General features: G+C 45.0%; 19 protein-coding genes. 5 read left to right on the top strand and 14 right to left on the bottom strand.

The annotated features are described in order from the left end of the window. Positions 1-177 precede the first annotated feature (177 nt). The 3 genes from D829_RS0101525 to D829_RS0101515 all read right to left on the bottom strand — a co-directional run bounded on the left by D829_RS0101525 (position 178) and on the right by D829_RS0101515 (position 4,135). A complete protein-coding gene (locus tag D829_RS0101525) occupies positions 178-1,656 on the bottom strand; it encodes a methyl-accepting chemotaxis protein (RefSeq protein WP_017687071.1) in 1,479 nt (492 codons plus the stop codon). A gap of 303 nt (positions 1,657-1,959) precedes the next feature. After that, positions 1,960-2,988, bottom strand: a complete 1,029-nt coding sequence (locus tag D829_RS0101520) for a pectate lyase (protein ID WP_085981432.1) — start codon at positions 2,986-2,988, stop codon at positions 1,960-1,962. Positions 2,989-3,292: 304 nt separating this feature from the next. Beyond that, positions 3,293-4,135 (bottom strand): AraC family transcriptional regulator, encoded by an 843-nt coding sequence (locus D829_RS0101515; protein WP_017687069.1) that lies wholly within the window; start codon positions 4,133-4,135, stop codon positions 3,293-3,295. Between the two features lie 114 nt (positions 4,136-4,249). On the opposite strand from D829_RS0101515, the gene D829_RS0101510 reads away from it, so the two are divergent. Continuing rightward, a complete protein-coding gene (locus D829_RS0101510; RefSeq protein ID WP_017687068.1) occupies positions 4,250-6,235 on the top strand; it encodes a beta-galactosidase in 1,986 nt (661 codons plus the stop codon). A 127-nt stretch (positions 6,236-6,362) separates the two neighbouring features. On the opposite strand, the gene D829_RS32745 is transcribed toward D829_RS0101510, so the two are convergent. From D829_RS32745 to D829_RS34220, 4 genes are all read right to left on the bottom strand, one after another. After that, positions 6,363-7,607 carry a sigma-70 family RNA polymerase sigma factor gene (locus D829_RS32745; RefSeq protein ID WP_017687067.1) on the bottom strand — a complete coding sequence of 415 codons (1,245 nt, stop codon included), beginning with the start codon at positions 7,605-7,607 and terminating at the stop codon, positions 6,363-6,365. Between the two features lie 202 nt (positions 7,608-7,809). Next, on the bottom strand, positions 7,810-8,457 hold the full coding sequence (locus tag D829_RS30210) for an SMI1/KNR4 family protein (protein ID WP_017687066.1): 648 nt from the start codon (positions 8,455-8,457) through the stop codon (positions 7,810-7,812). 19 nt (positions 8,458-8,476) lie between these two features. After that, positions 8,477-9,166, bottom strand: coding sequence for a hypothetical protein (locus tag D829_RS0101495; RefSeq protein ID WP_017687065.1), 690 nt, complete (start codon positions 9,164-9,166; stop codon positions 8,477-8,479). A gap of 28 nt (positions 9,167-9,194) precedes the next feature. Next, complete coding sequence (locus D829_RS34220) at positions 9,195-9,320, bottom strand: hypothetical protein (protein WP_017687064.1); 126 nt, start codon at positions 9,318-9,320, stop codon at positions 9,195-9,197. Between the two features lie 188 nt (positions 9,321-9,508). Between D829_RS34220 and D829_RS0101485 the strand changes: the two genes are divergently transcribed. Then, positions 9,509-9,886, top strand: a complete 378-nt coding sequence (locus D829_RS0101485; protein ID WP_017687063.1) for a PilZ domain-containing protein — start codon at positions 9,509-9,511, stop codon at positions 9,884-9,886. A 140-nt stretch (positions 9,887-10,026) separates the two neighbouring features. Here D829_RS0101485 and D829_RS30205 read toward each other — a convergent pair whose 3' ends face one another. Both D829_RS30205 and D829_RS0101475 read right to left on the bottom strand, forming a co-directional pair. Then, the gene (locus tag D829_RS30205; protein WP_017687062.1) at positions 10,027-10,959 is read right to left on the bottom strand and encodes a purine/pyrimidine permease; all 933 of its coding nucleotides are present in this window, start codon (positions 10,957-10,959) and stop codon (positions 10,027-10,029) included. 50 nt (positions 10,960-11,009) lie between these two features. Further along, a complete protein-coding gene (locus tag D829_RS0101475; RefSeq protein WP_017687061.1) occupies positions 11,010-11,597 on the bottom strand; it encodes an ankyrin repeat domain-containing protein in 588 nt (195 codons plus the stop codon). A gap of 184 nt (positions 11,598-11,781) precedes the next feature. Here D829_RS0101475 and D829_RS0101470 point away from each other — a divergent pair, with 184 nt between their 5' ends. After that, positions 11,782-12,669: a LysR family transcriptional regulator gene (locus tag D829_RS0101470; protein ID WP_017687060.1), complete on the top strand. Its 888-nt coding sequence runs from the start codon at positions 11,782-11,784 to the stop codon at positions 12,667-12,669. A gap of 71 nt (positions 12,670-12,740) precedes the next feature. Here D829_RS0101470 and D829_RS0101465 read toward each other — a convergent pair whose 3' ends face one another. From D829_RS0101465 to D829_RS0101445, 5 genes are all read right to left on the bottom strand, one after another. After that, a complete protein-coding gene (locus tag D829_RS0101465; RefSeq protein WP_017687059.1) occupies positions 12,741-14,651 on the bottom strand; it encodes a beta-glucoside-specific PTS transporter subunit IIABC in 1,911 nt (636 codons plus the stop codon). 128 nt (positions 14,652-14,779) lie between these two features. Beyond that, positions 14,780-15,631, bottom strand: a complete 852-nt coding sequence (locus D829_RS0101460) for a PRD domain-containing protein (RefSeq protein ID WP_017687058.1) — start codon at positions 15,629-15,631, stop codon at positions 14,780-14,782. Positions 15,632-15,854: 223 nt separating this feature from the next. Beyond that, positions 15,855-17,285, bottom strand: coding sequence for a glycoside hydrolase family 1 protein (locus D829_RS0101455; protein ID WP_206537057.1), 1,431 nt, complete (start codon positions 17,283-17,285; stop codon positions 15,855-15,857). Between the two features lie 188 nt (positions 17,286-17,473). Next, positions 17,474-18,931 (bottom strand): glycoside hydrolase family 1 protein, encoded by a 1,458-nt coding sequence (locus D829_RS0101450; protein WP_017687056.1) that lies wholly within the window; start codon positions 18,929-18,931, stop codon positions 17,474-17,476. 297 nt (positions 18,932-19,228) lie between these two features. Beyond that, complete coding sequence (locus D829_RS0101445) at positions 19,229-19,522, bottom strand: MbcA/ParS/Xre antitoxin family protein (RefSeq protein ID WP_017687055.1); 294 nt, start codon at positions 19,520-19,522, stop codon at positions 19,229-19,231. A gap of 193 nt (positions 19,523-19,715) precedes the next feature. Here D829_RS0101445 and D829_RS0101440 point away from each other — a divergent pair, with 193 nt between their 5' ends. Both D829_RS0101440 and D829_RS0101435 read left to right on the top strand, forming a co-directional pair. Then, entirely contained in the window at positions 19,716-20,474 is a 759-nt protein-coding gene (locus D829_RS0101440; protein WP_017687054.1) for a LuxR C-terminal-related transcriptional regulator, read from the top strand. 107 nt (positions 20,475-20,581) lie between these two features. After that, on the top strand, positions 20,582-21,379 hold the full coding sequence (locus tag D829_RS0101435; protein WP_017687053.1) for a hypothetical protein: 798 nt from the start codon (positions 20,582-20,584) through the stop codon (positions 21,377-21,379). Positions 21,380-21,415 lie beyond the last annotated feature (36 nt).

Raw genomic sequence — 21,415 nt, 5'->3', positions numbered from 1 at the left:
ACTCCCCCATGAGGTAACATCTTCTTTTAACTACCATTTACATTTTTAGTTCTACGCTCTTCATACTCTAAACAACACTGTATAGGAAAAAAATGCCGGTATCAAGCTGTACTCTAGACGAAAAAAAGCCCGTCCAGCACGATAAATACGCACCGACAGGCTCCCAACTATTAATTATTAATTTTTGTTCTCAACGGAAGAAGCCTGATGATCCGAGACTAGCTCATTCAGATCCACAATCAGTTGCTCCAGTTCTCTGAAGCTCTCCACCATCTTCTGTGTCAGGTTGCGCTGTTCTTCCATGCTCGCCAGAATCTCTTCTGTCGCTGCACTGGATTGCTCCGTTACACTCGAAATCTCGGAAACTTCATTCACAACTCTGGTGGAAGATTCCTTCATGGTAGCCGAACTCATCTCGATATCGGTCGCTTGATTCAATACATGCTGAGAGTTACTGTTAATCGTACGGAATACTTCCTCTGCCGTATGCACGCTATCTCTTCCTTGTTGTAACGAAAGACGAATGCGTTCGAATCGATCTGTCAGTGCCTGCGTCTGTCCTTTTAATCGAGACAGGATGGTTCCAATATCACTTGCGGACTGACCCGAGCTCTCTGCCAACTTGCGAACTTCCTCTGATACAACAGCAAACCCGCGTCCATGCTCACCCGCACGAGCGGCTTCAATGGCTGCATTGAGTGCGAGCAGGTTGGTCTGAGTTGCAATATCCGCTATGCTGTTCAGCATAAGCGTCATGGATTCACTTTCCTCGTTGAACTTTCGCATGTCATTTGCAGTTGTATTGATTGTCTCATATAGATCTTGCATTTGGATGTTCAGCTGGTCCATCTGTGTGCTTCCAGTTTGCGTGCTCGTTGCCATACTTGCGGACAAGTCTTTCATCTGCTGGGAATACGACGCAACGTCCTTGATATGCTGATCCGACACAGATAAGGATTCCGAAATCTCGGCTACACTGGTCGCCTGGAACTCAACACCTTTTGCAACCTCACTGAACCCAAGCGTCACCTCATTGGTAATGGAGCCAGTCGCATTCACTTTTTGCTTCAATTGATCCGTATAACGTGATAAACCTTCGACCGATTCCTTCACACGCTCCAGCATGGTTTCCACTCTTTGCTTGGAATGCTCCACCTCATTCTGGCGTACTTCACTTTCATGGAAGAGCCTTTGATTCAGTTGTGAGACCAGCATCAGAATGGCCCCCGTGAGAGCGAATAGTCCCACATTAACGATATTACCTATTAGCTCGACGGAGTCAACGGTATTCATAACAAATAACTGAAGAACACTATTGACTAGTAATATCGAAAATCCAACGACAAAAAATTTCTTGTTAGGAAATAACAGTAGAACTGCGGTTATGACCAAACTTAACGCAAAATTGACCGTTCCCCAACCGACATAGACTCCACATATTGTCAGTAATACGGTAATCAGCCATGGAATGAGATAAATATGTTTCTTTTTCGCATTAGCGTATGTAATCCAAACTACAAAGATCAGAGCTACTCCATTGGACACAAGTAACTTCGGCATCGTAAAGGCCAGCCCCATACCAACGGCGATAATAATCCACAAAATGATACCGATCAATTTGTTCCTTTTCCAAATAATTTCGTCCATACGATCCATGCATACCCCGTCCTTTTATGTAGGTTAAATGTAAGTTGTAGGGCCTTTCTGTACTACATCTAGTAGTCTTTGGTCCTGCTTATGTGCAAATCGCAAATACGCAGCGCCTTAGCATAGTACATATTAACTTCATAAGTATGAAACCAGCGCTACTTTATGTATATCGGTATTCAACATTTAAAATGAATATGAAATGTAAAATGATATGTAAGCATATCATTTTACAAACAAAAAAAGGCCTGTCTTATGCGTTATGGCGCACAAGACAGACCTTTTGGATCGTGAAAGGATGTGCAGCAACTCTTACTTTCCGAATACAAGTGTCGTATTGGAGGAGCCTGCATACTTGGTGACGAACTCACGCGCGTAGCTGGCACTCTCTACCTGATAACTGTAATTGGAGCTTGGTCTCCAGTTCGTTTTAGGAGAAGTCGGACTATTAAGCGCTGGTGTACTGCCCGTATCCGTAAACTCACCTTTTCCTTTGTCATCCAGGATGCCACCCTTTTCAGCGCCAGCACCAAAGTAGTTGTTTTCGGAATAAATCCGTGCTTTTTCACCAATTGTGATGGCCTGATTAAAGTTGTTTGCATAGTTGTTTTTGAGATGGAAGTAACCATATCTTAAAAGTCCAGGACCACGTACATATAAATTTTCGAAGTAATTATTGGACATCGTCACATGAGGTACTCCATTGTAACTGCTGTTACCATCATTCGGATGACCGAGGATGACGCCATACTTATGGTTCGCAAATTTGGAATTGCTAATCGTAATATAGTCGGCGCGATCTCCAATATACAGAAGTTTGTCCAGATCACTACCGCCAGAGCTGTAGCTGTGACCAGCAAACGTCACATGATCAATCCAGTAATTGGAGCCTGAAGTGATATACATCTGGATATCATCATTGGCATTAATATTGGAAGCGTGTTCAAAAGTCAGATTCTGAAAAATCACATTGCTTGAACTGCTTGTGGATCTGAAATGAATATTCGTTAATGTATGTTTGCCAAAAGAACCTACAAGTGTCTTGTTCGCTCCGAATTCAACCTTTTGCAGCGTGGAGGAAGAAATATTCTGTTCAACAACGACAATCTTGGCTGTAGAGCCTGCCATTTGTGTTCTCAAGTCATTGAGATTACTAACGTAAACCACCTGACCGTTCTTGCCCCCTGTCGTAGCTGACTTGGATACACCATTTTCATTCTTGGCACTGCCTGCAAAACCAGTCAACCCGTTCGTACCTGTGTTTGGATAACTGGCCGCACCATATGTAGACGGGGCTGTGGAGACAGTTAACAACAATAGAGTTACAGCGAGTAAAAGCATCGAAAATTTCTTCAAAATTTCACCATCCTTTATAATATTATCCTCAAAGACAACTCGATTATATCGTGTAACTTTGGCTGTGACAATACAAAAATTGCAAAAAGACAATAATTATCATTTTTATGCAACAGCAGATCAGATATAGTGAAAAAACGTAAAACTAGGCCATTCTTTCACACAAAATAGAGTCGCTAATTAGCGGCTCTATTAACGAGTACTATGTGATCCAACTAGGAACTGATCCGCCCTCGGATCAGTTCCTAAAGCCTCTGACGAAAAACCATCGCCAGTGGATAATAATATGTCACGACTTCTGATAGCTGCGGCGGAAGGCGCCAGGTGTGATTCGTTCCAGCTTCTTGAAGATGGCTCCATAATAGCTGGTCGATTCGAAGCCGACTTGACGAGCAATATCCTCCATCCCGCGCTGCACATTGTCGAGCAGCAGTTCCTTGCTCTTGTTGACTCTTACCTGATTAACATAGCTAATGGGACGAATACCTGTCGTTTTCTTAAACAAATGACAGAAATATTCTGGTGTGACACAGATCAATCCAGCGAGCGTTGGCAAAGTAATCTCTTCAGCATAATGTTGTTCAATATAGTCCAGAACCGGTTTTAATCGCTCATACTGCTGCCCGACCGTATCGCTGCCCTCAACAGATACGCGTTGAATAATCTCTGTCAATAAGGTATAGAGAATGGCGGAGCAGGCGTAATTGCTTAATGTCTGCTCTTGTGGTGTTAAGGGAGCTTGCAGCAGCTCCCGCATTCGGGATAGAAGGTATTCAGGTTGTGCAAGCGTGTATACGCATGTGTCGACAATGCCCACGGTTTCAAACAAGTTTGCTGACCCGTTGCCATCGAAAATGATCCAGTCGACTTCCCAACTGTCGGATAGTGCATAGTATTCGTGCTTCTGTCCAGGGAATAACAGCATACCCATACCTGGCTTGACGATATGTTCCGTTTCACTTAGCTTGAGCTTACCCACACCGCTGCGGCATTGTATCCACTGATAATCCTCAATGCCTTGGTCTCGGCGGATATGCTCCTGTTCATGATGCAGGCCGATGCCAAGTAAATAAAAAGGGAGCAACTTGTCTCGGGCAGATAACACCGGAAAATTACGATTGGGATGAGGCATACGACTAACTCTCCTGATCTTAATATTGTTATATCATATTAATTATTTAAGATATTCACTCGAATTAATATAACATATAATCGCAATATATTGATAAATAAAGGAGATCACAGGATGACAATTAAGATCGGAATTGATTATTATCCAGAGCAATGGACCCCGGAGTTATGGGAGAAAGATGCCATACTTATGCAACAGACGGGGGTTGCAGTTGTGCGAATGGCGGAGTTCGCCTGGAGCCGAATGGAACCGACTGAGGGTAATTATCAGTTTGAATGGCTGGATGCGGCTATAGAAGTATTCGCTTCGTGCGGTATGGAAATTGTGTTATGCACCCCCACCAATACCCCGCCAAACTGGATGACAACCCGTTATCCGGATGTGCTGCCCATGGATGAACAACGCCACATCATTCGGCCAGGTGTGCGTGGACATCGTTGCAACAACAGTCCTTCTTTGAGAATGCTGGGCTCCAAATTTGTGGAAGCGATATCACAGCGCTATGGTAAGCATCCCGCCGTTATTGGCTGGCAAATCGATAACGAGATGCACTACCAGGAATGCCATTGTGATACATGTAATCGTGCATTTGTCGCTTGGCTGCAAAAGCGTTATTCCAATCTGGAGGAGTTGAACCGGGAGTGGGGTACGGTCGTCTGGAGTGGTGAATACAGCAGCTGGGCTGAGGTAACAACACCGCTCGGTCCCAGCAAACCGATGAATCCTTCCTATCTTCTGGAGTACAAGCGATTTTGCTCTGACAGCGTAGGCTATCTGCTGGGATGGCAGCTTGAGATCTTACGCCGTAACTGTCCAGGCCAATTCGTGACGCATAACATGTGGCAATATCCAAATAGCCTGGACTATTATGATATGCACAACGAATTGGACTTCGTCTCTGTTGATTATTATCCGAATGAGCTGTATCGCGATTATGGAGATCGGTTTCCGAGGAATGGAGCGCTTACGCTGGACTTGGTTCGCGGCATCAAACGCCGGAATTTCTGGGTAATGGAACAGCTCAGCGGAGCACAGGGTGCCTGGATGCCGATTCAGCGCACCCCGTATCCTGGACTGATCCGAGCTCGCTCCTGGCAGACAATCGCCCGCGGTGCGGATATGGTCGTCCATTTCCGCTGGCGGAGTGCTACCGTCGGAGCCGAACAATTCTGGCATGGGCTGATCGACCACAGCAATGTTCCTGGACGCAGGTTCAGGGAGTTTGCCGAGCTTACTCGCGAGGTGAACCAGTTAGGAGAACTCTTGGCCGACTCAACCATTGTTACCCAGGTTGCTATTCTGCATTCGCATGATCAGCACACAGCGCTTTCCCTTCAGCCGCAGGCGGAAGGGGGAATGCACTATATAGACAACTTGTCCTCTATGCATAATGCATTTCTGAAAATGGGCGTCGGTACAGACGTTATCAACTGGACTGAGGAACTCGATGGGTACAAGCTGGTCATTGTCCCTTCCCTCTTCCTGTTAAGTGAAGAAGTAGCACAGCGGCTGGAGCGATTCGCAGCCAAGGGTGGTACGGTTGTCCTTACCAATCGGACTGGCGTGAAGAACATGAGGAATGTATGTGAGATGCTGCCTCTGCCGGGGCTACTGGGTGAAGCGGCGGGTGTTGTCGTAAGTGAATATGATGCCATCGGCAACAGTGAGCATCGGATACGGAACGCGGAGGGCAAGACATTCGCTGCGAAGCAATGGTGTGATCTACTGGAACTACGAGGGGCAGAGCCGATCGCCTGGTATGACAACGACTTTTACGAGGGTGTACCGGCGGTTACTGTCAATAAGTTTGGTGAAGGTGAAGTGTATTATGTTGGCACTTGGCCGGAGCCATCGTATTTCTATCAGTTGTTTGAAGGCATATTGAAGGAAAAGGAATTAGCGCCCAAAATCCAGCTGCCGGAAGGTGTCGAGCTGTCGATTCGAACGAAGGGGGAGCAAAACTTCCTGTTTCTGATCAATTTGACGAATGAGCAACGAGAGATTACGCTGGACGTTCCTTATCGCAGCTTGTTGACCAGCGAGAGATTGGATCAAAAGTTGACTCTTCCAGCTCTGGGAGTAGATATTTTAACTGTATAAGATCAGCGGTTTTTCATACCTAAGAAGGGATGTCTTCTCTCAAGGCTTACGACCTTGAGGGACATCCCTTCTCTGCTTTCACTAACATCCACCTAATCTGAATACGAGTATTGCCAGTTAGTTCATCTTATTTGATTTTGATCCCCAGTTCATCATTCTTGGCTTCCTGCAAATCATCATAGACCTTATCTGGTTTACCACTAAGTTTTAACACCATGGACTCCGGATGGTCCAACAGATTGCTACTGAAAGAATACATCATTCCATCTTCCGTTCCACTCCCAAATATCGTGGATAAGTTGGTCTGCTTCCCGTCTTTAGAGGTAGTTACAATCTCGATAGGCCGAACGACCTCACTGATCAACAACTTCGTTTTGTAATCGATCTCATGATCCGGCTCATAAACAAGCCTGACCCGAGTTACAAGAGGAGATACCTCAACTTCGGACAACATGACCTCATAACCTCCAACGGTAAAGGTCCGATTAACGTTGATGATTTCCGTTTTGGGGATAGAGAATTTGGGATCCAGCGCAAAAGAAATATTCATTTTTTTGGAATATTTATATTTCCGTTCCTTTTCCCCTTTTTCTAAATTTTCCACCACATCTGGAACAAAGGAAGAAAGCTGGAACTGAAGATTCACTTGCTCAGGCAGCGGTTTATTTCGATTTAGCTCAATTGTTTTCCGGCCATAAATGGTATGCTTATCCTTTGAAAAATGCATACCTCCTGCATTACCATTGTCAAGCAAGTACCCTGTGGAAGCATCCGTCATCTTCATATTAACAGTCGAATAGATCTCTTGCGAAGCATCCGTTCTGGCGGTATACAATACGGTTATCCTGTTCTCATCAGCCATAACCGCGTTCACGGTAAACTGATATATTCCTGATGTAACCGTCCCTTCCGGTTTGCCGAGGATGGAGGCAATATCCGTCAGTGTCATGTCGTTATAATATTTCAGCAATAATACATGGCGATATTTCGGTTTCACCTTTTGCAAAAGAGATTCCATAGCGATTCGATTATCGTCAACGCTAATCATCCAAGATGCCGGAATGCTGTCCTCCAGATCCTCCTTCGCCAGAGGTGTTGCCCGCTTGCGGCGCCTCTGTTCATCGATGCAGACATAGATCAGAATCCGAATGATCCACGACTTGAACGCCTTCTCATTATTCAGCGTACGACGTTTGATCCAAGCACGGCACGTCATCTCCTGCACAGCTTCCAGCGCATCTTGCCGGTTACGCAGGTAACTGTAGGCAATGGAAATGAGCGTATCTTGATGTTCCATAATGGATTGCACAAATTCCGTCTCGTCTTCGGTCTGTACATAGATCCTCTGGTTCATCTCTGCTTTTGTTTCCACCCCGCATCCCTCCTTCTCTCTCTTTCTGTGGTATAAGACGGGTGAGTGAAGCAAACGGTTTTTAATATTTGTTCATCAAAAAAAGCTCCGCCATCATCATGAGGGAGCTTGATTACCTAGGACTTCCGCCTTCAATCTCTTCCAATCCGGGAGCCTCTTCTATCCACACTTCAAGTGCGCTAGATCTTCACGATAACCTCCTTCAGACTTCGTTTGCTCCTGATTGTTGCTTTTGTTCATGTATTTGATGGATTGAACGATCCAACCACAACTCATACCAGTCCAGAAAATGTAATCGATTCGTATTGCCCCAATACTGATCAGGATAAATTCCATTGCGGTTAGCCCGGTCATCAACCCAGATCTCTCCGTGGGAGGCTCCCTTAACAATCAGATTCATGGAGATGCCACAACCAAAATCACTGATGCGCAGCATGCCTGCCGACCATTTCGGATCAAAATATTCATGTTCCAGCGCTTCCCATTCCTCTTCTTCCTTGCTGTCATCGAACCAGTCATAGTTCCAGTTCCATGCTTCCGTGAATTGGAAAGGGTCCGAGACCGCGTTCAGCTCATCGTCATAATCCAGAACAGCGTATACGCCGTCATCCGGGTTTTCCAGACCATAATAAGGCCCTGCACCACCCGCTCCCATATGAAGAAGCCATACCTTATAGTCCTCCGGCAACTCAATTCGCCATTTCTGTTCAAATTGCGCAATATCCTTCTGCGTCCACACAGACGCCATTTCATATTCATGGTTTTCTGCGCCAAACAGGTCCAGATCCGGGTCCAGACTTCGGAGAGTAATCAACTTTTCACGCATCCGTTCCAGTTGCACATTGTACATGGCCTACTTTCCTCCTTTGTTACTCCATTACGTTCTGTTCCACGGCGTACCCGCGTTGCTGCAACTCACCCAGTGTGGCTGCCACATCTCGCTCAGGACACAACTGCTTGATCAGACTGGCAGTCACCGGTTTTTCTTCATATACTTCAGCTACGGCTTCCAATGGCAGATTCTGCAGGTCGTAGTACCCTTTGGCCCAATCAGCGTAATCTTCCGGGTTCTTTTCCAAATATCCCAGTAAAAATTCTGCGCCACCTCTGGCGTCCGCTTCGTCTTCCTCGGTCATCGCCAGCTGAATCCAGTTACCAACCTTCCATGGCAAGTCGTTCCCTTCCTTCCATAGGCAAAAGGTCACATCCTCCAGATCCAGTGTTTCCTCCTGATCTCGCAGAACAGCCATTAACGTCTCCGGCACTTCATCGTACATGCACGGGTAGATCTCACCATCCTCACGAGCATGCGGACTTAAAGGTGACTCATGATCAAATCCTTTGATCAACATGCCTGAGTTCGTAAACAAGACATGCAGATGATCACCTGCGCCATTATTAATGCTTCCCCATGCCACACCTGGTTGAAGTTCAGCTGCATAATGATGAACGCGTAACCATTCTTCCTCCGAAAAGATAATATCCAAAGCAGCGAGGATTCTCATCCGTTTACGTAGGGCATCTACATTCAGCATCGTTATCTCGTTCCAATCCTGCATATGAATCCCTCCTGTTTGTATATGCACACTAAATCCGGATTAAATCATCCAGCATGTTATTTCCCTGAATACTTGGTGTCATGACAATGGTGATCCGACTGGCTTCTCTGGAGACGATACACGTATCTGTAACCATTTGAAATGTTCCTCTCATATTCACCGGTCCCTTCTGTCTGATTCAGGTCTGACCTCAGAAATATGTTCCATCATTATATCAAGCCTGATACACGTGTAAAAGGAACCCACGGACCATCTCTGCTTTCGCAACTCTTCATTTCTCGCTCCAAATGGTCGATATAAGCATAACTGAATTTTTTTGAACCTGATGGAGGAAGCCAAGCCATGTCAATTAACAATAGAAAAGAACCCTTTCGCTACACATTGAAAGAACCAATCCACTTTGAGATCTATATTCTCAGCATCAACGGGGTCAATGCACCACCGAAACCCATTCAGGCCGAGTTATGCGATATCAGTCGATCCGGCTGTCAGCTGTCATTTCCGCTATCCCTTCCTGTAGAGAATAACGATATTCGGATTGGAATGAATATGCTGCTCTTTGAAGACCCTCTATATATGGAAGGCACTCTCCGCTGGGGTCAAGAAAAAAATACCTCATGGCACTATGGTGTTCAACTCGAAATGCAGGATGGGAACCAGGACCGTCTCTCTAGAGAGATGCGAATGCTTGCAGGACAAGGCAAAATCATCGTGAAATAGCTAAATAGCCTGATAACAAAAAACGAATACAAAAAAACAGCCCAATCAAATTGGACTGTCGCAAGATGACACTCATTATGCCACTTTACTAACTGTCGCTGGTTGTTCCATGTTGGACCAGTTCACGGTTTTTTCAAGAACTAGTGAGATGCAAATAAACCAAAGGGCAGCACACCTACACAGGCTGACAACATCGTGAACAGACCCGTTAGCGCATAGGAATGCCTATACTGACGGCTTGTTGTCTCTGTCTGATATAGTTTCTCAACTGTGCTTAACGTGGTGATCGAATTCGTCATATTCACCAACCCAACGAAAAATGCAGTAATAACAATGCATGGTTCCCACCTAGGTGCTCCCCACGGAAACAGGGTGAGACCTGCTGGAGTCTGATTCGGCTGTCCACCATGTTGTCCAGGAAACAATAAACTATAGGCGATCCAGCCTGCCACAATTCCAATCAAGATCGCGTAGTTCCCCAGTTTCCCCCTACCTTTTAATTGAATCCATGCCACCAAAAATGCAATGACAACGGACAATGCGGCAACAGGCAGATTGAAACGACCAAACTCCGTATATCCAATCATACCTTTGAAAAAGTTCATCGTTAATTGAATCGTCATTAGAAATAACATGGCACTCTTCACCATAGGTGTGAACAGCTTTTGCAGCACTTGCGCTGCTCCCAGCCAACCCAGAATCACCATCGTTAGTCCCGCTAACAGAAAACCTGCAGCTAGTCCACCGCCAATACGCTCCAGACTCATACCGGCCGATGAAGCAGATACCGTCAAACTTAGCGTCAATCCCCACCATAACCCTGACGGACCATCCATAATCGCATATCGATGACCAAATACGGCTTGAAGAATACACACTGCTCCGGTAAGTATGAATGCGTGCTGCATCGACGCAGCTATAGCATCAGGAGACAGATGAAAATGTTGTCCAATGGATAGCGGAACAACAACGGTATTGGTAAACAGGAAGAAAAACCACTGTATACCTGCCAAAATCAGTGAAGATACGTCCTTCATATTCTTTTGTAAAAAATGCTCTTGATGTCTGTTCATTCGTTCGGAATATCCTTTCACTGTTCTGTATTATAAATGTATAACTCTCTTCAGGCTTGGCTTAATAGTCGTTTCATCTCGGCATACCGATGCCGGCTCGCATGTGCAAGCGGTGTAATCCCGTCCCGATCCGCGATCTTTGGATCTGCACCATATTGCAAAAGCAAGGCAACAATCTGCTGGTGACGCGGCCCACCATCTCCCAAAATGACCGCTTCCAGCAAGGCTGTCCACCCCAGGTTGTTGATATGGTTCACATCCACATCACTGCGTGTCAGCAGAAGCTCCACAATGTCCACATGGCCCCGATCCGCTGCTGGGATAAGGGCTGTGCCGCCAAAACGATTCGTTAACCTTGTATCTGCACCTGCTGTAATCGCCAATTCGACCATGTCATACATCCCCTCAGCACTCGCGTATAACAGCAGGTTGTCCAATCGTGCATCCCGAAGATTAATGTCGGCTCCGGCGTCCACTAACATCCTTGCCGTGTCTATCTTGTTACCGTGCACCGCTGCCAGCAGAGGTGTCCGCCCCAATGCATCCCGTTCGTTCAACCGATTACCCTGTTGTGTGATAAATCGAATGACCTCATCGGTATGGCCCGCTTGAGCAGCATCATGTATTGTTCTAACCACGTTGTTTTTTCCTCCAATTCAAGGTCTTTCTCATGCAGTAATATTCATATAGAAACCAAACCCTGTTAGTCAGGTATGCAAATCTAATGTATGGTAACATAAGATCGTAGTATATTAAAAATACATGTTTTGTTGGCTTTCCATACGAATTACATATACATCGCAGGCGAAGGAGAACAACCACTTGGATATCAAACAATGTCGCTATTTCATTGCCATTGCTGAGGAGAAACAGATTACAGCAGCAGCCCGGAGACTTCACATGGCTCAGCCGCCCTTAAGCCAGCAGCTTAAGTTAATGGAAGAAGAGCTTGGTGTGATTCTATTTGAACGCAAAGGGCGCATGATGGAGCTAACGCAGGCGGGTCGCAGCTTCTATGATTATGCGGTCACCTTGACCAAATATATGGAGGAAGCTCTAATGGAGATGCAAAGTTTCCGTCAAGGCATACGGGGCAAACTCGCCATCGGCATCAATACCATATCGGATCGTCTGATCCCGCAAGCACTACAGCAGTTCCGTACCACCCATCCACAGGTTACCTATAAAATCCAACAAAATGAATCTGCGCAATTATGCCGATTGCTGGAAGATGGCAAAGTTGAACTCGCCTGTGTACGCATGCCTGTCCAGACCGAACGTTATGAGGTGTTACACCTGCCACAGGAGCCCCTCTTCTATATTTCTTCAACACCGCTGGATAACCCAACGGAGACGGGAACTTATTTCAAGCAGCTTACAGGTATCCCTCTACTGCTTCCAAGTACAGAAGGACTCGGTATGTTCGAGCTAATTTTGGATAAATTCCGTGAGCATCAGGTCACACCCTCCATCATGGGCGAGTGCTCAGACATTAATATGTTGCTGGAGCTGGTCCGACTCGGCTTCGCCAGTTCCATCGTGCCACATACGGTACTTCAGTTATATCAAGAGCACCCATTCCACGTATATCGCATCCAGGATCAGCATTCCACGGTTGGCTCGGCGCTGGTCTGGCTGCAGAACCGTTACCTGTCCAAGCCTGCACAACACTTTGTGCAATTGGTTCAGGGGATGCTGCCCGTGGTGTAAAAGGCTATAAGCAAAAAAACAGCAGCTTTACCGGATTACATTCCGGTGAAGCTGCTGTTTCATTTTTATGGTTAAGCTTTCGCTGTGAACAACAAGTCTTTTTCTTTGATTGTAGTGCGACCAGCAGACTCAATGGACTCATACTGATGCATATTCGTAATAATGACTGGTGTAATCGTTGTATAACCGGCTTTTTCAATCTCTTCCCGGTCAAACTCCATCAGTACATCACCTACGGCAACCTTCGCACCTGCTTGAACTTTAGGAGAGAAGAATTGACCTTTCAGCTTCACGGTATCAATCCCGATATGAATCAACATCTCTGCGCCTGTATCACTTACCAAACCAATGGCATGTCCACTCTTCGATAATGAGAACACGGTTCCGTTGATCGGAGATACGACGCGACCTTCAGATGGTTGAATTGCGAATCCTTTACCCATAATCTCTTCAGAGAACGCAGGGTCTGGCACTTCACTCAGCGGTTTAACTTCACCTGTGATCGGGCTGAATACTTGCTCATCTTGTGCTTTTGCTTCTTCAGTTACAGTAGCTGCAGAAGTCGTTGCTGCTGATTTTGCAGGCTCAGCTGCTGGTGCAACTGGCTCCGATGCATTTTCTTCTTGGAATCCAAGAATGTACGTAAGTACTGCGGCAGCTACGATGGCAATCAAGCCACCAGCCAAAGCATAGAGCAGTGTGCTAATTGCTGGGCTGATAAATGCTGCTATACTTGGCAGACCCACTAGGCCTGTAAGTACATAGGCTTTAACATTGACGATCCCCATGAATCCACCTGCGACAGCTCCACCGATAAGAGCTGCAATAAATGGTTTTTTGAACTTCATGTTAATACCGTACATCGCTGGTTCCGTAATCCCCATAATAGCCGTAAGACCTGTGGAATAGGCAAGCGATTTGGTTTTGCTATTTCTCGATCTGAGACCTACACCAAATGCTGCACCACCTTGTGCCAAGTTAGCTGCAAACATCAGTGGAATAATAAAATCGTAACCGAGTGTTGTCATTGAACCAACAATGATTGGCAACAGTGCATAGTGCATACCTGTGATGATCAGCAGTGACATCGTACCACCAATCAGGATACTTGCGAAGATGGACATGTTGTCGAACAACCATGAAATACCACCGGACAAACCATTACCAAGAACCGTACCCAATGGACCAACGGTCATCAACGTCAGCGGAACCATAATTAACAGGGTAACCGTTGGAACAATCAGAAGCTTCAGTGAAGCATGTGTAACACGATCAACGGCTTTCTCTACATAAGAAGCAATCCAAATGGCGAGAATGATCGGAATAACCGTAGAAGAATACGTTGCAGCTATGACTGTAATCCCCATGAATGATGAATTGTGACCATCAGCCAGCAATGCTGTAATGGTCGGATGCATAATCCCTGCTGCGAGCGCTGCGGCAATATACATATTACTACCCAGTTTACGTGCAGCACTGATTGCCAGAATGATTGGCAGGAAGTAGAAGGCACCGTCACCGATTGCAGACAAAATGATATAGGTCGAGCTGGTGTCAGACAACCAGCCCAGGGCTACCAGGATGGCCACGATCCCTTTGATCATACCTGCACCCGTAATCGCTGGCAGGATCGGCGTAAATACTCCTGAAATAAAGTCGAACAGCGCACTTATTGGATTTCTCTTTTTCTTTTCTCCAGTTGAAGCACTGGATGATGCACTATCTGCGTTTGGTGATTTGGACATGTTGCCTACAAGTGCGTTGTACACGACAGGTACATCGTTACCGATAATGACCTGGAACTGTCCACCGTTCTCCATGACACCCATAACCCCTGGTGTATTTTTCAGCGTCGCTTTGTCCGCTTTTTGGTTGTCATTCAGGTTAAATCTGAGTCTTGTCATACAGTGTGTGACTTGATCGATATTCTCTTCGCCACCAACAAGCTTCAAAATATCCTTGGACAATTGTTGTTTATCCATTGTGTTTTGCTCCTTTTATGTGTAATGAAGGTTAAAAAAAAACCTAAACACTGAATAATGACAAAGCAGAAAAGCTTATCATTATTCAACGTTTAGGTTTTGCCTTTTTAGCAGTAACAATCCCAACTTTATTCAATTGTTTGTTCATTTCTGACAATTCGTTCAATATGAATGGTCAGATACAGTATTTCTTCCTTGGACAACACCCGATTATAGATCTTACGCGTATAGTCACTGATCCTTACTGCACATGCATGTGCTTGCGGATACTGCTTGCTCACCAAGTCATGAAGCGGATTATCTTCTTCTTTATCTTCAATCGCCGTTCCTTGCAACACACGTTGGGCAAAGAACTTCAGATGAGTTAAAAATCGATAATAACTCAATGAATCTTCATCAAGTTCAATCACAAAGCTACGTCTTACGATGTTAAGTATGTCCTTAACGATGTTCGTAATGCTGATCGTTTCCCTCATCTCACCGTTCATCTGGGCATTAACCAGATGCATTGCAATGAATGCGCATTCGTCTTCGGGTAGCAGGACACCTAATGTTTCCTCAATAATCTGTAGCGCCTTGAGTCCAATGGCATATTCCTTCCGGTACATGCGCTTGATCTCCCAGAACAATGCGTTACGGATCTGCAATCCTTGACGATGTCGATCAATGGCAAAATGAATATGATCCGTCAGTGAAATGTAGATGCTTTCATGCAGCTTCTCACCTAACACCGTCTCGGCATAACGGATAATCTCATCCGAGCACTCGACATATTCAACCGGGATATCAGACAGAAGTGTTTTAAGTTTCTGTGATACTTCCTTACTTTCAAGCGAGAATATTTTTTCGACGAGACTCTCGTCAATCGATTCACCAGTATGCTTTTTGAAGGCAATTCCACGTCCCATAACGACCAGTTCGTTTCCTCCCGGATCAATTACAGTAACTACGTTGTTGTTCAGCACCTTCTCAATTTTCATTTCTTCACATCACCTTGCACCGTCAAAGTAGTAAAAGGCAAAACCAAAGCAGGTCAGAAAATATGCCCCGCCTCTGGTTTTGCCTGATTGAACAGTAACAATCCAGTATTCATTAGCCTTAGGCCCATCTTACCATATAATTATCCATATGACAATGTTTTTGTGAAAGCGGTTAATGTGACATAAGAAGGTGCTTGTACAACCATGCTTGTAGAACTAGTATTTACTCGTTGTTGTTCTTAAGACTTGCGCCATTTGTACTAATAACTTCCTTATACCAATGGAATGATTTTTTCTTGTAACGATCCAATGTTCCTGAACCGTCATTGTTGCGATCTACATAGATGAAACCATAACGTTTCTTCATCTCTGCTGTTGAAGCACTTACTAGGTCAATACAGCCCCATGACGTATAACCCATCACTTCTACGCCATCCTCAAGAGCTTCGCCCACCTGTACCAGATGGTCATTCAAGTATTGAATACGGTAATCATCGTTCACCGTTTTATTGCCATTTTCGTCGGTAATCAGCTCATCGACTGCACCCAGACCATTTTCGACAATAAACAATGGTTTTTGATAACGGTCCCAGTATTTGTTCAAGGTTACGCGCAGTCCTTGCGGATCGATCTGCCAGCCCCACTCACTCGCTTTCAGATAAGGGTTTTGCACACCTGCGAACAGGTTTCCTTTTCCTTCGATACGTTTCTCGGGATCACCTGTCTCACAGATACTTACATAATAACTGAACGAGATAAAGTCTACCGTATGCTTCAGAATTTCAGCATCGCCATCTTCAAACTTGATATTGATATTATTCGCTTTGAAATAACGATTAATGTATTTCGGATAGTAACCACGTGCATGGATATCAGCAAAGATATCATTGCGCTGTTCCGCATGCATCGCTGCAACCACATCATCCGGATTAGGAGTCAACGGGTACGTAGGCATGCTCAGTACCATACAGCCGATTTTGGCTTCAGGCATAATTTCATGACCCAGTTTAACAGCCAGGGCACTGGCCACCAATTCATGATGGATTGCTTGGTACAGATCCTGCTTGGACAGTTCTGCTTTTGGCGTATAAATCCCGCCGCTCATGAATGGCTCCTCCAGAATGGAGTTGATTTCGTTGAACGTCAGCCAGTATTTTACTTTGCCTTTGAAACGGTTGAACAGCACTGTTACATAACGCTCGTAGAACTCGATCATTTTGCGGTTAACCCAGCCATCATACGTTTTGGACAGATGCAGCGGTGTCTCATAGTGAGAGATCGTTACGAGTGGTTCAATACCGTATTTGTGACACTCATCGAACAGGTCATCATAGAATTGCAGACCTTTCTCGTTTGGCTCCAATTCATCGCCTTTAGGGAAGATACGGGACCACGCGATGGATGTACGGAACACTTTGAAGCCCATTTCAGCAAACAGTTTAACATCCTCTTTATAACGGTTATAAAAGTCAATTCCGATCAGTTTCAAGTTATCTTCTGTAGGTGCTTCCGTTCTAGGCGTTGTAATCCCGTGTGGCATTACATCTTGAACAGATAGGCCTTTACCATCTGTATTATAAGCTCCTTCAAGTTGGTTGGCTGCTACTGCGCCGCCCCATAGGAAGTCCTTCGGAAATAGTGTTGTCATGTCAATCATTCCTCTCTAATTAACGTATTTTCATTCTTTGTCTAAATGTATTACTCTATCCTTTGCAGACAGGAAAAAGCGGACAATCTCCAACTAAAAGGGCGGTCAGGAGGAACATCAGATTCCTTCCATGCCAACTTTCGTGTTAGGTTTTGCCCGCTTTTTATGCGGTAACAATCCTGAAAACGAGAGAACTACAGTTGCTCACCATTGCTGGAGATTACGTTTTTGTACCAGTCGAATGAATCTTTCTTGGAACGTTTGAGTGTTCCGTTACCTTCGTCATCCAGATCCACGTAGATGAAACCATAACGTTTGGACATTTCGGAAGTGGACATGCTCACAAGGTCAATCGGGCCCCAGGCTGTGAATCCGATCAGGTCCACGCCGTCTTTGATGGCTTCTTTCATTTGTTCGATGTGTTTTTTCAGGTAATCCACACGATAGGAGTCATGAATAGAACCGTCTTCTTCAACACGGTCATATGCACCCAGACCATTTTCTACGATGAACAATGGTTTCTGATAACGATCCCAGAAGTTGTTCAGCGTTACGCGCAGACCGATCGGATCGATCTCCCAGCCCCAGTCGGACGCTTCCAGATAAGGGTTTTTCACGCCGCCAGTCAGGTTACCTGTTGTTTCTTCCTTGTCTGCGGATGCAGATTTAGTTACGGACATGTAGTAACTGAAGGAGATGAAATCAACGGTATTGTTCAGCAATATCTCATCATCGCCTGCTTCTTTTTGGATCACGATGTCGTTTTCTTCAAAATAACGAGCCATGTAGTTCGGGTATTTACCACGAGCATGCATGTCCGTGAAGAAGAGATTGATCTGATTCTCGTGTTGAGCCAGACGAACATCTACCGGATTACATGTTGCTGCATACGTTTCCATACGAGCAAGCATACAACCCACTTGGGAGCCAGGAATGATCTCATGTGCAAGCTTCGTCACCAATGCACTTGCTACAAATTGATGATGCAGCGCTTGATAAGTTGTTTGCAGCTTGTTGTCCACTTTATCGATCAGAATGCCGCCGCCAGTGTACGGGCTGAACAGCATAACGTTAATTTCATTAAACGTCAGCCAGTATTTTACTTTATTTTTATAACGGTTGAACACCGTTTCTGCATATCGAACATAGTGCTGGATTACTTCACGGCCAGCCCAGCCGTTATATTTTTGCGTCAAGCCAAGCGGTGTCTCATAGTGAGACACTGTAACGAGCGGCTCGATGCCATATTTCAACAATTCGTCGAATACTTCATCGTAGAATTTCAAGCCTGCTTCATTTGGCTCTTGATCATAACCGTTCGGGAAAATACGTGCCCAGTGAATGGACAAACGGAATACTTTGAAGCCCATTTCGGCGAACAATGCAATATCTTCTCTAAAGTGATGGTAGAAATCGATACCAAAACGTTTCGGGAAACGTTCTTCGATTTTGCCGGAGAGGATCTCTTCGATTCGGGAAGAGGAAATTTCCATGGCATGTCCGCCTGTACGCTTCTCTTTAGGAACATGAGCGATCATGTCCGCTGTAGAGAGGCCTTTGCCGTCCTTATCGAATGCACCCTCTAATTGATTGGCAGCTGTAGCGCCACCCCATAGGAAGTTTTCGGGGAATCCTTTTTTTGCCGTGGTCATGAACAACAACCTCTTTTCGAAATTTATTTTGGTTTTTCCAGGTGAAAAACTGTAATTCAGAGCAGAAAACAAGAAAAACCTAAACTCAAGGTAAAATAGCACCAAAAAAAGGGGCCTTCATTTCACCATCAGTTTAGGTTTTGCCTGTCTTCACAGTTACAATCCATCAAAAGATGTTATTGCATATTCTGTTGTGTTTGCTCTTGTAATGTAAGCGTAACATATCTATTTTGCAAAATCAACTTCACTAGATCATATGATCGTTTGATCGTTTGTACACTCTCACCATCGAAAAAATTAACGCGGCATACGCATAATGGCTGCCCTTAATGCCTGCGCTCCTTCCTCCGTTTCGAGGTAAACAGCGGGACTTTGGTCCCCTAAAGCCGGGATATCTTTCGTCATCCATTCAAAAGCGTACTCCCCCATTTCACACAAAAGCACCCGACTTATATCCGCCGGAATCCCTTGTAATCGCGCATGTTCTACCCACGCGGGGTCCATCTTTTGTCCAAGTTCTTCAAACTGTTCGGAAAATGAGTCCCAGCTTGCCTGATTAAACTCCTTTAAATAGATTCCTTTCATACTCATGTAATTTCACTCCCCATAACGCCATTTGTAACCCTGTGGTCCTATTTCACACAATTCATCCTTAAGCCGCTTGAAACCACTTCTGTAACAGGTAGACTTAATTTTATTAGCGTTTATGCGGTGAACACACCTATGCCTCACTGGCATTTTGTCACATATGGTTTCTCTGAATTATATGAAAAAGAGATGCAGGATGCATACAACACTTGCCTCACGGCACAAGGAGTCTGCAACATGCTCGTATGCAGCAGGTACGGCTCCGTTCGAATATTTACCGAAATCCAGTCTGGACAGGCTTCGTAAAATCAATCATTTCCTCATTCATGCATTCCAGAACAGTATCTCGGTTATCCAAGAGAATTTAACGGGCACTTATCTTTTTCTACTCGCAGATACCAACGGTGTGCTCCTCTCCATGAATTACAGTTCAGATCTTAAAGCTGTAGTAGAAGATTCCCCCATTCGTCCGGGCATGTTCTTCACTGCACAGAGCTGTGGAGTTAACGCCATATCTGTAACGATGGACAGCAACGAGCCTGTAGTGCTGCTGCCCGAGCAGCATGAAAGTCCTTATTTTCAAAGCTGGCATTGTTACGCCGCACCTCTGTTCATGGGATCGCAACATGTCGGTTATCGGGATGTGTCCACCATTAATGCAGATATGCAAGGTGAACTGATTGCCATTGCCAAGCTAATTCCAGCGTACATGCAGAACTGTTATCAGAGTCAACAGACTGCTGAACTGTGCGACAAACCGGCGGTGGAGTTCACCGAGCGTCAGTTAACCATTCTGGAGATGATAGCCGGAGGCCTCATGGGAAAAGCCATTGCTTTGAAATTAAAGATCAAGGAATGCACCGTGAATCATCACAAAAAAGTGATTTTTAACAAATTAGGTGTGCAATCCAGCACAGAAGCTGTTTCAATTGCCAGCCGAATGTCTTATGTATAGAAGACCCCTATAGATTCCTATAGGTAGTATATGAGAACGTTCGTGCTACAATTTAGAAACCAAGCAAGATGTAGAGAGAGAAAACACACACATTTCAGGAGGGTAATATGACAATTCCAAAGAAAGCATCTTTATTCGCCATGCTCATCATGATTATGCTGGTTGCAGCCGCTTGTGGTGACAAGGCAGATAACACAACTACAACAGAAGAGTCGGCCGCGACAGAAACAACAACTGGAACTGATTCTGATACAGCGAATACAGAAGAAACAGAGAACACAGAGAACACAGAGAACACAGAACCAGCAAGCGAAGAGTCCAAGGAAACTGATAATTCCCAAGACGTTGAGCTGGGAACTACGGAAAAAGGTTCTTACACCAATGACTATTTCGGCGTATCTCTGAAGTTCCCGGAAGCTTGGGAGTTCCAGGATGCTGCAGGCATGAATGAGCTGACAAGTGCTTCATCCGAAGCGATTGCTGGTGATGATGAAACGAAGAAAAAACAAATTGAACTGTCTCAGACGAAAACATTGAATCTGCTTATGGCTTCAAAGTATCCATTGGATGGAGGTCAAGTTGGCCCTTCCGCTATGGCCATTGCTGAGAAAGTGAGCTTGTTGCAAGGCATCCGTACAGGTAAAGACTACCTGGAAGCAACCAAAAAATTCATGGTGGATAGCCAGTTCCCTTACGATTATAAGGAAATCACAACGGAAACCATCGGTGGTAAAGAGATGGATCTCATGCAAATCACGATGGATGCAGGTGACGGTTCAACCATTACTCAAGATTACTATAGTACAATTATTGAAGGATATGCTTTCAACTTCATCTTCACTTACATGGATGATAAGACCAAAGCCGAGATTGATACCATCAAAAAATCGGTTCAATTCAAATAATTGAATTCTAATTACTGCCATTATACGAAGAACATA

The organism is Paenibacillus sp. PAMC 26794 (assembly GCF_000316035.1).
In the GTDB taxonomy this organism is placed as follows: Bacteria; Bacillota; Bacilli; order Paenibacillales; family Paenibacillaceae; genus Paenibacillus.
Note: the sequence above shows the minus strand (reverse complement) of the source record. Positions and strands in the feature narration are given on the sequence as shown.

Excerpts from the sequence above, each read along its gene's own strand:
- D829_RS34220 (WP_017687064.1), bottom strand. The coding sequence starts at position 9,320 with ATGAGAGGAACATTTCAAATGGTTACAGATACGTGTATCGTCTCCAGA.
- D829_RS30205 (WP_017687062.1), bottom strand. The coding sequence starts at position 10,959 with ATGAACAGACATCAAGAGCATTTTTTACAAAAGAATATGAAGGACGTA.
- D829_RS0101465 (WP_017687059.1), bottom strand. The coding sequence starts at position 14,651 with ATGGATAAACAACAATTGTCCAAGGATATTTTGAAGCTTGTTGGTGGC.
- D829_RS0101525 (WP_017687071.1), bottom strand. The coding sequence starts at position 1,656 with ATGGATCGTATGGACGAAATTATTTGGAAAAGGAACAAATTGATCGGT.
- D829_RS0101515 (WP_017687069.1), bottom strand. The coding sequence starts at position 4,135 with ATGCCTCATCCCAATCGTAATTTTCCGGTGTTATCTGCCCGAGACAAG.
- D829_RS0101485 (WP_017687063.1), top strand. The coding sequence starts at position 9,509 with ATGTCAATTAACAATAGAAAAGAACCCTTTCGCTACACATTGAAAGAA.
- D829_RS0101460 (WP_017687058.1), bottom strand. The coding sequence starts at position 15,631 with ATGAAAATTGAGAAGGTGCTGAACAACAACGTAGTTACTGTAATTGAT.
- D829_RS0101510 (WP_017687068.1), top strand. The coding sequence starts at position 4,250 with ATGACAATTAAGATCGGAATTGATTATTATCCAGAGCAATGGACCCCG.
- D829_RS0101445 (WP_017687055.1), bottom strand. The coding sequence starts at position 19,522 with ATGAGTATGAAAGGAATCTATTTAAAGGAGTTTAATCAGGCAAGCTGG.
- D829_RS0101435 (WP_017687053.1), top strand. The coding sequence starts at position 20,582 with ATGACAATTCCAAAGAAAGCATCTTTATTCGCCATGCTCATCATGATT.
- D829_RS0101520 (WP_085981432.1), bottom strand. The coding sequence starts at position 2,988 with ATGCTTTTACTCGCTGTAACTCTATTGTTGTTAACTGTCTCCACAGCC.
- D829_RS0101440 (WP_017687054.1), top strand. The coding sequence starts at position 19,716 with ATGCATACAACACTTGCCTCACGGCACAAGGAGTCTGCAACATGCTCG.
- D829_RS0101450 (WP_017687056.1), bottom strand. The coding sequence starts at position 18,931 with ATGACCACGGCAAAAAAAGGATTCCCCGAAAACTTCCTATGGGGTGGC.
- D829_RS0101495 (WP_017687065.1), bottom strand. The coding sequence starts at position 9,166 with ATGCAGGATTGGAACGAGATAACGATGCTGAATGTAGATGCCCTACGT.
- D829_RS30210 (WP_017687066.1), bottom strand. The coding sequence starts at position 8,457 with ATGTACAATGTGCAACTGGAACGGATGCGTGAAAAGTTGATTACTCTC.